Annotated in this window: 14 protein-coding genes and 1 pseudogene; 6 read left to right on the top strand and 9 right to left on the bottom strand. The window is 41.4% G+C overall.

The window, feature by feature from the left end; translation table 11 throughout:
* Positions 1 to 3 precede the first annotated feature (3 nt).
* The 6 genes from OKIT_RS03260 to OKIT_RS03230 form a co-directional block, all read right to left on the bottom strand.
* A complete protein-coding gene (locus tag OKIT_RS03260; RefSeq protein ID WP_148126048.1) occupies positions 4 to 513 on the bottom strand; it encodes a thioredoxin family protein in 510 nt (169 codons plus the stop codon).
* Between the two features lie 8 nt (positions 514 to 521).
* Positions 522 to 893, bottom strand: coding sequence for a hypothetical protein (locus tag OKIT_RS03255; protein ID WP_050804047.1), 372 nt, complete (start codon positions 891 to 893; stop codon positions 522 to 524).
* Entirely contained in the window at positions 890 to 1,153 is a 264-nt protein-coding gene (locus OKIT_RS03250; RefSeq protein ID WP_007745286.1) for a hypothetical protein, read from the bottom strand. Before OKIT_RS03250 ends, OKIT_RS03255 begins: the two co-directional genes overlap by 4 nt.
* Positions 1,150 to 2,118: a hypothetical protein gene (locus OKIT_RS03245; RefSeq protein WP_148126047.1), complete on the bottom strand. Its 969-nt coding sequence runs from the start codon at positions 2,116 to 2,118 to the stop codon at positions 1,150 to 1,152. Before OKIT_RS03245 ends, OKIT_RS03250 begins: the two co-directional genes overlap by 4 nt.
* A gap of 364 nt (positions 2,119 to 2,482) precedes the next feature.
* Positions 2,483 to 3,199, bottom strand: a complete 717-nt coding sequence (locus OKIT_RS03240; RefSeq protein WP_028291872.1) for an ATP-binding cassette domain-containing protein — start codon at positions 3,197 to 3,199, stop codon at positions 2,483 to 2,485.
* A gap of 332 nt (positions 3,200 to 3,531) precedes the next feature.
* Positions 3,532 to 4,155, bottom strand: coding sequence for a sugar O-acetyltransferase (locus OKIT_RS03230; protein WP_007745282.1), 624 nt, complete (start codon positions 4,153 to 4,155; stop codon positions 3,532 to 3,534).
* A 178-nt stretch (positions 4,156 to 4,333) separates the two neighbouring features.
* On the opposite strand from OKIT_RS03230, the gene ribB reads away from it, so the two are divergent.
* The gene (gene ribB / locus OKIT_RS03225) at positions 4,334 to 5,026 is read left to right on the top strand and encodes a 3,4-dihydroxy-2-butanone-4-phosphate synthase (RefSeq protein WP_007745280.1); all 693 of its coding nucleotides are present in this window, start codon (positions 4,334 to 4,336) and stop codon (positions 5,024 to 5,026) included.
* 50 nt (positions 5,027 to 5,076) lie between these two features.
* Here the strand turns inward: ribB and OKIT_RS03220 are convergent, their stop codons facing one another.
* The gene (locus tag OKIT_RS03220) at positions 5,077 to 5,970 is read right to left on the bottom strand and encodes a LysR family transcriptional regulator (RefSeq protein ID WP_007745279.1); all 894 of its coding nucleotides are present in this window, start codon (positions 5,968 to 5,970) and stop codon (positions 5,077 to 5,079) included.
* A gap of 141 nt (positions 5,971 to 6,111) precedes the next feature.
* On the opposite strand from OKIT_RS03220, the gene OKIT_RS03215 reads away from it, so the two are divergent.
* From OKIT_RS03215 to OKIT_RS03200, 5 genes and pseudogenes are all read left to right on the top strand, one after another.
* Positions 6,112 to 7,323 (top strand): aminotransferase-like domain-containing protein, encoded by a 1,212-nt coding sequence (locus tag OKIT_RS03215; protein WP_007745278.1) that lies wholly within the window; start codon positions 6,112 to 6,114, stop codon positions 7,321 to 7,323.
* A gap of 355 nt (positions 7,324 to 7,678) precedes the next feature.
* A pseudogene (locus OKIT_RS09800) lies at positions 7,679 to 8,311 on the top strand (ABC transporter transmembrane domain-containing protein); the annotation flags it as partial.
* Complete coding sequence (locus OKIT_RS09795) at positions 8,303 to 9,100, top strand: ATP-binding cassette domain-containing protein (protein ID WP_338417537.1); 798 nt, start codon at positions 8,303 to 8,305, stop codon at positions 9,098 to 9,100. The pseudogene OKIT_RS09800 and the gene OKIT_RS09795, both read left to right, overlap by 9 nt.
* 68 nt (positions 9,101 to 9,168) lie before the next feature.
* Positions 9,169 to 9,441 (top strand): DUF2087 domain-containing protein, encoded by a 273-nt coding sequence (locus OKIT_RS03205; protein ID WP_007745273.1) that lies wholly within the window; start codon positions 9,169 to 9,171, stop codon positions 9,439 to 9,441.
* 94 nt (positions 9,442 to 9,535) lie between these two features.
* Positions 9,536 to 10,249: a hypothetical protein gene (locus OKIT_RS03200; protein ID WP_007745272.1), complete on the top strand. Its 714-nt coding sequence runs from the start codon at positions 9,536 to 9,538 to the stop codon at positions 10,247 to 10,249.
* 300 nt (positions 10,250 to 10,549) lie between these two features.
* On the opposite strand, the gene OKIT_RS03195 is transcribed toward OKIT_RS03200, so the two are convergent.
* Both OKIT_RS03195 and OKIT_RS09365 read right to left on the bottom strand, forming a co-directional pair.
* The gene (locus OKIT_RS03195) at positions 10,550 to 11,221 is read right to left on the bottom strand and encodes a hypothetical protein (protein WP_007745271.1); all 672 of its coding nucleotides are present in this window, start codon (positions 11,219 to 11,221) and stop codon (positions 10,550 to 10,552) included.
* Positions 11,222 to 11,236: 15 nt separating this feature from the next.
* Positions 11,237 to 11,926, bottom strand: a complete 690-nt coding sequence (locus tag OKIT_RS09365) for a hypothetical protein (RefSeq protein WP_007745270.1) — start codon at positions 11,924 to 11,926, stop codon at positions 11,237 to 11,239.
* Positions 11,927 to 11,929: the final 3 nt, after the last annotated feature.

The raw sequence follows: 11,929 nt of genomic DNA, 5'->3' as shown, positions 1-11,929 counted from the left end.
AGGTTACTCCTTTATCAATTCCCTTAGCTGTTTTTCTAGTTGTGATTGTTGTTCTCTCGTCATGGATGCAAGTGGTGCGTTATGGCCCTTGACTGTACCAATGTGTGTTTTCACTTTGCCATCCTTTTGAATCACGACGATAAAGGGTACGGACAAGCGTTTTTCAAAAGTATGCTTGATGAAAAACTTTTCTAACACAATGTTATCGACACTTCGATAGTTATCTGCACGCGTATTCACCACTTGTGCCTGCTTATGCTGACGTTTTAGTTCACGATCGAATACCGGCAGCAGTTCGACACACCAAGGACAATTTGGATAACCAAAGTAATAGATGCCTGGTTTAGCCTCTCTGGTCATGGCCGCCAATGTTTTTGCAGGTGCATCGTGAATAAAGCGTGGGCTTTTATCTTGATAAACTGGTGTTTTTGTCTGAGTTTGTCTGACTGCTAGAACATAAGTTGCATAAAAACCAGCTCCTAACAAACATAGTGACAATATAATAAGACTCATTCGTTTCATTATGTTTTATTCTCCTTGATCAAGTTATAAACAGACAGAAAAATCACTTCGCCATCTGTTGTAATGGGCAATAAATTAGCAACATTAGTCAGGCACAGGATTTTGGCAAGTCCAAAATACGGTATTTCTGAATTAATCAGCATCCCCAAAATAATCAAACCAACCGGTGCTGATAGAGCGACCACCAAATTTTGTGCATCCCGCCCTGGATTCTTGTAGCTGATCACTGGCAATAAAAATAGATTTATTTTGAAGACTGGCCGCAAATGAAATAACCTGGCCGTTATAAAATGAATACTTTCATGCAAGGACACCAGAAGAAAACAAGCCAAACCATAGATGACTAATAGGGTTAGTATTGACCAAATCATGCTTTTTTCTTAATTTGAAACATGTGGTAAACCGCAAACCAAATTACAAGGAACAATGCATATAAGCCCACAACCTGCCAAGTGAGTGAGAACAACGAGTTCAATTCATCTGGCGTTATGTGTGTTTCAATTCGGAGACCGGTCAAAGTTGTCACAACCCCGCTTTCATTGATTTGAAAAAGCTCAATGACAAGATCGATAGCAAAAATAATCATCCAACAGCTTGAAGCAATACTGAGTTGTTTTATATATTTTTTCATGATTTAACTTCCTTTTCTTTATTTAAAATGTATCCAACCAACAGCACTAGCAGACCGTCTACGATGTATAAAGCCGAAGGAATACTTATCAGAGAAGCCAACAGCATCATCATGATGATGCTCAAGAAGGCAGATAAGCTTTCGTTCATATTTCCTTGTGATTTTGGGAACAGAAAACCAGCGATTAGAGAAGCAAGTGAGATTCCTAATCCAAAGAAAAATGGATCCGCAGTTACCTGAACCATCAGGCCTACTAGTAATGACGGCAGCAGAATAAATGCCACAGCTAATAAAATCGCGCATAATTCAGCATAAATACTTATTCGATATAGATTGAATAGCGGTCGGAAATTTAACAAAGCATCCGCATAAAATATCCACACAACGCCGATTAACGGGAGAATAAAAAGCATGTTCTGCAACATTTCGTTCCAATCGGAGAAATAAACCGAAATGGCGACTAATCCGACAGAAATCAAAGCGTAATAACTCGTGATCTTAAAACGCAAAACGGCAATCCATGGCATGCCAATCAATTTTAAAAATAGCGATTTGGGTAATATATGGATAAAGGACGATTTAATTCTGCCTTCAATTTCAGAGGGCAAGCGCCAACGAATCAATAATGTCATTGTTGTGATAATCAAAAGCACAGTCAACAGATAAATCGTCATCATTAATAAAGATATCCGCTGCGCGGCCCAATAATTGTCCACTGACAAACGTGTGTGAAAATAATAAATACCAATCAGAAACATGAGAATGCCATCTAAAAATAAAGGAAAATATTTAGTCCATTTACTCTTTAATCGAGAAACCGCCGCATATATCAATTCCAGTAGTTGAAAAATAGAAAAAAATAATAGATGTAAAGTCACTAGAACTAAGAATGATTCCAATAAAGATAATCTCAACAGTTTGAACATTGGTGCTGCAATAATTAAAAATAATTCAAATATCGCCATTCCAAGACTGAATCTGAAAATACTAAGACTTGACAGAATCTCTTTTCGTTTGAAAGGCAGTGTCTTAATAAAGAATAAAGAATTGCGGCTAAGATTAAAATTTGCATTGACCAAAATAAAAACTAAACACGAGATAATTAAAAATAAATTGTAAGAGCTGCTTAGGGTTGTTCTTGCAGCTAAAGCAAAAGCATCCGGTTGAGCGTTTGCTGCTCCTTCAGATAACCGAACAAAAGCAACCATATTGACATAAAAATATACAAAATACAACAAAATCAATCCAGCCAATAGCAAATAGCGGTTACGTTTTTTCTGGAAAAAAGGCCTTTTAAACAGACCATGAAAAGCATCTTGGTATAAAAATTTAGTTAACGTTGAAATGTTCTTCAATTTGGGCAAGTTTGTCATGGACTTCTTTTTCCTGTTTGATAGTCTGGGTCAATTCCGTGATTGTACCCGTGAACTGTGTCAGTCTCCCCTGTTGCATGATCCAAATATTGTCTGGAAAACGCAATAAGCAATTGCTTTCGTGAGAGACTAATACGATTTGCTGTTTTTTAGATAAATGATCGAACACCTCCTGCAGCAGTAAAACGCTCTGAAAATCCAGACCACTGAAAATTTCATCAGCCAAAATATACTGTGCACCCGATGCTGCAGCAGCCGCAATTTGTAATTTTTTCTTCATGCCAAAGGAAAAACCACCAATGAGGTGATCCTTCTGTCCAGACAAATCAAAAATTTGCAGCAAGACCTTAAACTGTGTCATGTTCCCTTTTGGATAACGGCTTAGAACAAAATGGCCATACTCTAACGCAGTCATAAATTCTGGTAAATAAAAATCTGACGGTAAATAAAACAGTTGCTGTTTGAAAATTTCCGACCCTGAGGGCATATCATCAATTGTGATTTCGCCGCTATCAATATCAATCAAACTGCAAATTGCATTAAAAAAGGTTGTCTTGCCGCTGCCGTTAGCACCTACAATCACAGTCATGCCTTTTTTGTCGAAAGCCATCGTCAAATCGTCAATAACAGATCTTCCTTGATAACTCTTGGTTAAACAATCAATCCTAAGCATGCGACTTTCCCTAAATAATCCGTATCATCGTTTACAACCGACTCCCATTTCCCAAAAATGTGGCCAGTGCAGCTTAATATTGCCCGAGAAATTGTAACCTCTGGCAGTACAGTAAAAGGCATATGCAATTACACTTACCAATATCAGCAAACCAAAGAACACCCAAAACCAGCGGTTCTCGATTAACCGCTGATATTTCAAAGCCAGCTCGTTCCTATAAGTTTCCATCATTGTGATCATTTCATTTCCTCCTTCGAATTCCTATGCTTCTTTATACGCAGTTTTCAGAAGAAATAAAAAAAACACCTGCCATTTAGCAGATGTTTTTTAAGTTAACGATGGAAGACTTCATCGCTGGCCAGTTGATCAAAGAAACGCTGTGGCGTTTTACGATCTTTAAAGTAGAACTCACGATCTTTATCATTGATTTGCCGTGCGACTTTAGCTGGATTACCATAAGCAACGACGTTTTCCGGAACGTCTTTAGTAACAACACTACCGGCACCGATAACACTGTTCTTACCAATCTTAGTGCCTGGCGTAATCGTGACGTTAGCCCCAATCCAGACGTTATCACCAATCGTAACTGGAAAGGCATATTCAGCACCAGCCTTTGTACGCAACTCTGGATCAATGCTGTGCCCGCCTGTATAAATGCCTGTATAGGGGCCGATTAGGACATTATCACCAATGCTGACTTGAGCAGCATCAGCTAGTGTCAAATTATTATTACCAAAAAAATTATCCCCAATGTGAATGTTGAAACCGTAATCAACCTGTAGCGGAAGCTCCACGAATGCATTTTCGCCGACATCGCCAAACAGTCTGTCTAGAATTTCTTTTCTCTTATCTAAATCTCGATACTTCAAATGATTATATTCATAGAGCTTATCCCTCGCCTGCATATTTAGCTCAAACAGCTCTTCGTCCTGGTGATAAAGCTCGCCATGAATCATGTGATTGAATTCTGAATCATTTTTCTTGTACTCGATAAGTATTTCTCCTTAGTAATTATTTTGGTGTAATCAAATTTAGTTATAAACAAAATTAGTATTAATTGCAAATCAAAAGTTCGATTCACCTATCAGTCAGCAAATAACATTAAAACAATCTTCCAGTTACATTTTCGAAATAATGGCGCAGTACACTGACGGTGTTTCACAAAAAAATAAAATGGGCGGACGGAAAATGAGTTATTCGACGATTGATGAAGCAGTTAAGCAGTTAAAAGCAGGCGGTTTGATTATTATTTCGGATGATGAAAGACGTGAAAACGAAGGTGATCTTTTGGGCATCGGTTCTCAAATGACACCGCAAAACGTCAACTTCATGATTACGCAGGCACGCGGATTACTTTGCACACCAATTTCGGCTGAAATTGCCGACAAATTAGCACTTAAGCCAATGGTCGAACACAACACAGAAATCAATGCAACGGCTTTTACGATCTCTTTGGACGGCAGCCATGAAGCGACTGGTGTTACAACCGGTATCTCGGCCTTCGATCGTTCGGCTACGATCATGCAGCTGGCTAAAAGCGATGCCAAAGCCAGTGATTTTGTTCATCCCGGCCATTCTTTCCCCTTGGTCGCAGCAGCAGGCGGTACACTGGAACGCCAGGGGCATACTGAAGCAGCAGTTGACTTGGCTAAGTTGGCTGGCGAACCAGCAGTAGGTGCTATTTGCGAAATTGTACTGCCCGACGGCCACATGGCACGTCAAGATTATCTAGCAGAAATGGCTGAAAAGTTTCATCTACCATTTATCACAATCCAGGAATTGGTTGCTTATCTAAAAGACAAAGCCAGCTCAAAGTCATTGGCTTAAAGATCAGTATTCAGTATTCAAAACGGAGAATTTATTTCTTCGTTTTTTATTTAGGCGAATAAGCGATCAGGATAGCTTTCTTTTAGGAAACGATTGATCTCGCTGGTCATGCGCTTGGTCGAAGGCGCCTGTGCTTGTGTCTTATTCATAACCAAACAAATTGTCCGGGCAAATTCTCTATCAAAAGGATAAATATGGACATCCCCAGTCAGTTTTTTCAAGGCCAATTTCGGCAGAATACCAAGTCCCAAACCGCTTTCGACCATAGATAAAATCGACTGGTCATCAATGGAATAAGTTAATGAATTCGGTGTCACGTTGTAGCGATCCAAAGCGTTTTTCGTATCACGGTCATAATCGATCTGCTGCAGAATAAAACGCCGTTTGCCAATGTCTTTTTTCGTCACGGCCTTGCCGTCCTGTGGCACAAAATCTGTCGGCGCGACACAATAAATCGGATCCTTGATCAAGGGCTGAACCAAAAGATTGTCTTCGATCGGCAGCGAACTAAAGCCGATATCAATCGTCCCTTCACGGACACCGGCGACAATCTGATTGAAATCGCCTTGAAAAATCGTCACCTCAATCTGAGGATATTCGCTTTTAAAACGCCGCAAAATGGTCGGCAGCCAATTAATACAAACACTGCTAAAAGCACCGATGCGAATTCTGCCACTGTTTAAACCCTTAATATTATCAGCAACCTGGCGCAGTTCTTCTTCTGTATTTAAAATCGACTGAATGACGGGTAGCACTGTTTTACCGTCATTAGTCAGCTCAACACCGCTGCGATTACGCAAAAACAAGGCAAATCCTAGATCTGTCTCTAACTGATTGATCGAGTGGCTGACGGCGCTTGGTGTCACATTCAAAGACTGGGCGGCATGGAAGAAGCTGCCCTTTTCGACTACTGCTGCAAAGACTTCGTAAGAAAAATTAGCCATGAAAACTCCTTATAGTGAATTTATTTCATCTATTTATGAAAAACTTGAATTTTACTTATCCATAACCTGAGGATAACATTAGAGAGGAAAAGTACAAGACCCAAATAGCCGGTTACTTTTAAAAATTTTGAGGTGAATCACATGGATCAATTAGCAAGCAGAATCGAAAGAACATCACATAGCGGCTTGGACAAACTCTTTGCGCCGGCGCAGCCTAATCAAATCATCTTCTCAGCCGGTTATCCTGATCCCGCCCTTTTTCCAAAAGACGCTTTGGACCGCGCAACGCAGCATGTCTTTTCACAAGGCCAAGATAAATTATTGCAATACAATACAGCTGCTGGATTACCAGCTTTAAGGCAGAAATTGGCTGACAAGATGGCCCAAAAAGACGGCATTCATACAGATACTGATCATATCATGCTGACACAAGGCGCTCAGCAGGCAATTGATTTAACAGCCCGTCTTATGTTGAACAAGGATGACGGCCTAGTTGTCGAAGGCCCGACTTACATTGGTGCTTTAGCTGCTTTTCAGGCTTACGAACCGACCTTCTATGAGATACCAATGGCAGAAGATGGCATGGACATGGATAATCTGGAAGCAGTACTAAAAGAACATGCTGTGAAAATGATTTACACCGTCCCTGATTTCCAGAATCCGACTGGCGTGGTTATGTCTCTGGAGAAACGGCAGCGTTTGATCGATTTAGCCAACCGTTACGATGTGATTATTCTAGAAGACGGCACCTATCGTGATTTGCGTTACGATGGTGAAAATCTGCCAACGGTGAAATCGCTGGACACACAAAGTCGTGTGATTTACGTCAGCAGTTTCTCTAAAATTATTGCACCGGGCTTGCGTATGGGCTGGCTGACAGCTGACGACAATCTGTATCGCGATATTCTGGCTTTGAAAAGTGGTGCCGATATCGAATCCAGCAATTTGATGATGTCGATTCTGAATGCTTATTTGGATGAAAACGACTTGCAAAAACATATTCAGATCGTTTGCGATAACTACCGTGAGAAGAAAAATGCCATGCTCGATGCGATGGCTAAGTATCTGCCTAGTCAAGCGCGCTACACCAAACCTGAAGGCGGCTTCTTCGTCTGGCTGACAATGCCCGAAGACTTTAATATGGCAGACTTTTTAGACAAACAACTGGTTCCGCAGACAGGCGTGCGTTTCACACCTTCTACGAATCTATTCCCTTCCGGCACAATTCAAAACGGCGCTCGCATCAACTTCACAGGTGAATCAATTGCCAATATCGAACGCGGCATCCAAGAACTAGGCCAGACACTAACAGCCGCCTGGAAAGAACAAGCCGCCTATGTCGAAGCAGATTAATTATTAAAAAATTGGGTCCAGTTTATAGATCACAAATTAAAAAATGACAGAAATCTGTCATTTTTTAAATCTGGGAGCAACTATTTTTATGGCAGTCGTATACTTTATTAAAGGAAAAATCTGAACAACGGCTCGCGATCAAACAATTACTAAAAATGGCATGATTGTTTTTCTGAAAAGATTTGTGAATAAAAAGGATTACTTTCTTTCGATAATTTTTGCACTGCTGATCAGTGTTGATGCTTTCGTGATGCCACAGATGACGCGCATGCTGACAGACGGTTTGTTCAAACGATCGTTGCACTTGTTAATACTCGCTGTTTTGTGAGGGCTTTTAGGCCAGTATTTTGTCGAGCTAGTTGGTTTCTTCTGGCAAAAATATATGTACCGCACAATCTGGCAGACCAACACGAAAACCAAGCTGGCTCTGCTGACTCATTTTTACCAAAGCCCCGTGGGTCAGATGAAAGAAAGTGCAGCCTCTGAAATTTCCTTTCTGTTAAATGATGTTAAACAAATTGAAAATGGCGCTGTCTCAGCTTCAATTAATCTGGTCAACTGCATTTTTCTGTTTTTAGCTGCCAGTAGCTATGTTTTCTATTTGAATTGGCAGGTTGGTGCTGTGTTTGTGCTGACATCACTGCTGCCCTTGTTTGTGCCAAAACTGTTTGCCAAAAAATTACAAAGCAACACCAAAAGATGGTCTCAATCCAATCAGCAGACGACTGAACAGGTCACCGATGCCGTTCATGGTGCTGAAACCATTGTCAGCTATCAAGCCGAGAAAGCTTTTTTGAGATTTATCAAGACTTTGGTGGACCGCACAGAAAAATATTATTATCACTATAATTTTGATCGCGTTTCAGTTAATATCTGCGCGGACTTATTCATGATTTTTGCCAATCTGCTGCCGGTATTCCTAGGCGGCCTGCTCGTGTTAAATGGCCAGCTGTCAGTCGGTAGTTTATTAGCCGCTTTTATGGCTGCCGGCAGTATCACCTCGCCTTTAATGAATGCGATTAGCTACTTTAGCTACTATAACCAGATTAAATCAACTGAGCCAATCATCGAGCATTTAATCCAGCAAACAACTAATGAATCTGATCCAACACTATCAGCACAGCCTTCGCTGCCACAAATGACCAAACTCAGCCTGCAGGATGTAACAATCAAGCAGAATCAGCGGTCGATTTTTGCCCATCTTAATTTAGCCGTGACAGCTGGCCAGAAAATTTTACTGATCGGTGAATCCGGCGCCGGCAAGACAACTCTTTTAAAGACATTGATGGGTGAACTAACACCGAGTCAAGGCCAAGTCTTAGTTAACGATCAGGCCGGGTTAACTGTTGATACCAGCCAATTTGCCTATGTGCAACAGGATGCTAACTTATTTGATCTCAGTTTACGCGATAATTTAACCCTTTTTCAGGATTTTACAGATGCAGAAATTGAAAAGTCCTTGCTCGAGAGCCAATTAGCTTCTATATTAGAACAGCGCGGCCTGGATTTTGTGATCGGGCCCAAAGGAGACAAATTATCCGGCGGACAACGACGGCGAGTTGAAATGGCTAGGGCTCTGCTTCACAAACGCAACTGGCTGATTGTTGACGAGGGTCTGGGGTCTCTCGATGCGGCAACTGCGAAATTACTGCATGAAAGTATGATGCAATTGCCAATGACCTTGATTGACGTTGAACACCAGGTACCACAAGCTTGGTACGAGGATTATGACCAGGTTTTGGAGTTGGCTAACGGCCAGTTGCAGATTAGAAATTAGATGGTGAAAGACCGACTTATGATTTATGGCAACTGAGATATATCTACTATCCCCACGAAAGATTAAAGATGAATAATAGCGAAACAATTGTTAAAAACTACATGAATGACGACTTGATTTTTATGCTGCCGAAGAAAAGGAATCGTTTGACCGAAGTCCTAGCTTATATCGCAGACAAAATTCCTGCTGGCGAACTCAGTGAGACAGACATCAATGCTCAGATCCAAAGGGTTATTAGTTTCCCAGATTATGTTTCTGTACGGCGGGACTTGGTCGATTTTGCTTTCTTCAAGCGTACCGATGATGGTCGTGTTTACGAAAAAATCCAGCAGCCGAAATAAATATTTTGGATAGGCATGCAGCGTCGTCGCGTGATAAAACGGATCAAAAAATATCCTATGATAAAATGCTTTCGTAACCAATAAGGGAGCATACATGAAAAGAAAGCTTATCATCGCAACAACAAGCGTCATTGCCCTATTAATCCTAGTCTTGTTGTTTTTTCAGTTCACCAACCGCAAAAACAACCAGTCACCCACTGATCTTGTTTCTCAAAGGTCTAAATCTAGCCGCAGCCAATCAAAAGCCGAGGCCAGTGCCGGTTCTTCAGAGTCCTCTTCATCAAGCAGTACCTCATCTAGTCAAGCCAGCGCCAAGACGGTTAGCAATTCTGACCAAGCACTGCAGGCTTTAAGAACTGCTATTAATAATCCTGCTCTGACCTACAGCTATTTGGCTTATACAGATGGGATTTATGAATGCTCTGTATCAGCTCCGAATACGGCTGATAACTTGAATCAGACTGGGAATTATCTGGTTTATGCCAACGGCCAAGTCCGGCCAGAAAATCAGGTACCTGCAGATGCCGCTAAATTCGATCGATATAAAAAAGTGGCACCCAATGCCCCAACAGATAAGCCAGACCGGACGATTCGTGTGCATAATGCCCAAGAAGTTGCGGACCTGCAAAGACAGCTTTTACAAGCACAAGGTATAGATAAAAGTGACTTTGTCTATGAAGGCAGTGCGGCTGCGAATGGTGATTATCAAGTCGTCGTGGCTTCTAAATCACTGGCAGCTAACGGTGGCAGTGGGACAGTCGGCATTTATCTTGTGAGCCCAAACGGCCAATCCAGGCTGCGCAATTAATTAAGAAAAAAGCGCTACTAGAGCAGTGCTTTTTCTTTAACCTTTGAAACAGTATCACAATTAAACTTAGTTAAAAAAATCCAACAGTGGGATTAAAGATTAAATGCTGGATATTAAAGAAACAGCCACACAGGCATAAGTTTGGCCATTGTCAGCACAGCAAAAAAGACCTGTCTTTCAACAGGTCTTCCATCCTTCGTTTTTGAAAAGGGTGCAGCTATTAACGGCTGCCCCTTTAGTCTAACAAAAACCCACTGCTGATAGCAGTGGGTCCGATAGCTCTTCAATACTTGAAGTTAATTAATCGTCTTTCTGCGTCCCATCGATTAGCCAGTAATCAGCCCAACGACGAGTTCTAGGATTCTTAAGCAGATGATTGTAATAAGTCGTAGGCAGTTTTTCATAGAGACCTGGCTGGTCGGCTTTTCTAATGATCCAGCAAGAAGCGATGGTATGAGCTTCTTTAGCTGCCAGCCAGACAATCAAGTAGCTAGGTAATTTGATCATTTGTCGGATCTTTAAATCATCTAATGCGCTGTTAGCCGCAGGCATTGAATCAAAGTGGCTAGTTTTGGTGGGGAAACGAGCCAACAAAAACTGATCGAAATGCTTTAAGCGTTTCAATAGAGCCATGATGGCCACAATCAAGACCACTATCAGGGGCGAACACATGCCATAAATAAAAGTAGCTAACCCGATACGCCGGATAGACACGGATAAAGGAGACAGATCCATCCCTTTGATTAGGAGCTTTAAAACTGACCACATGACCTGCAGGGCTATCCAGGAGTCAGGCAGATCGAGCAGAATGGCAATAACCCCCACAATTAATGCTCCTGAAAAGAAGCGGTCTCGCTTTTTAAACTGTCGATTATGCATATGCTTGTCGGCTAACAATTGACTATAGTCCGCTTTTGTCTCAGTCAGTTCTGCAGCAGAAAAGGTATAAAAATTGTCTGGATTTTCAGTCATATCAAGTCGCTATTTTTAGCCTAGTAAAGAGTCCAATAATGCTAGAATGAGCGGATAACCAGTGCCATCGGTCACCACTACAGCAGCTGCTGCTAAACCAAAAACAAGCAACGTTGCCAGACCTCGTTGTTCTTGAGGTGACATCTGTCCAAAACGTGCTATATTTTGATTTCCTTCTTGATATTCGTTGGATGCTTCTTGCTGGCTAAGGGGTACCAAATGAATACTTGCCTTTAGTATAATGGCTGAACTGGTTTCCACACCATTAATTTCACTTTTGTTGTTAATCAAAGTAATAGAAAGGCCAACTCCAGTTCCTGAACCAGGCCATGATATTTTTAAAAGCCCTGTATCAATCCCAGCCGCAATATCTCCAAGCCGATCACTAAGTTTAGCAGAAACGTCAGAACCGAAGACATTAGATAGTGAAGCCTCAAAACCGTTTTCTAACTGACCAGCTGAAATATTAAATTGCGACTGAGCTGGTCCTGAACTCACGCTAGTCGTTAATTGAGCCGTGAGCTTTAACAGTTTATTATCGTACAAGGTTATTTCTGGTTCGTTCCAAGTCAAAGAACCACCAAGGTAAGCTGATCTTAAAGGCGTAAACTCTGTATCAAAGATCCAACTTAATTTGACGGGCGCGTCTAAAGCTAGGACACCTTCATCTTCGTGAGAGACATTGACATAATCAATCGCCGGCACACC

Source organism: Oenococcus kitaharae DSM 17330 (assembly GCF_000241055.1).
Taxonomy (GTDB): domain Bacteria; phylum Bacillota; class Bacilli; order Lactobacillales; family Lactobacillaceae; genus Oenococcus; species Oenococcus kitaharae.
Note: the sequence above shows the minus strand (reverse complement) of the source record. Positions and strands in the feature narration are given on the sequence as shown.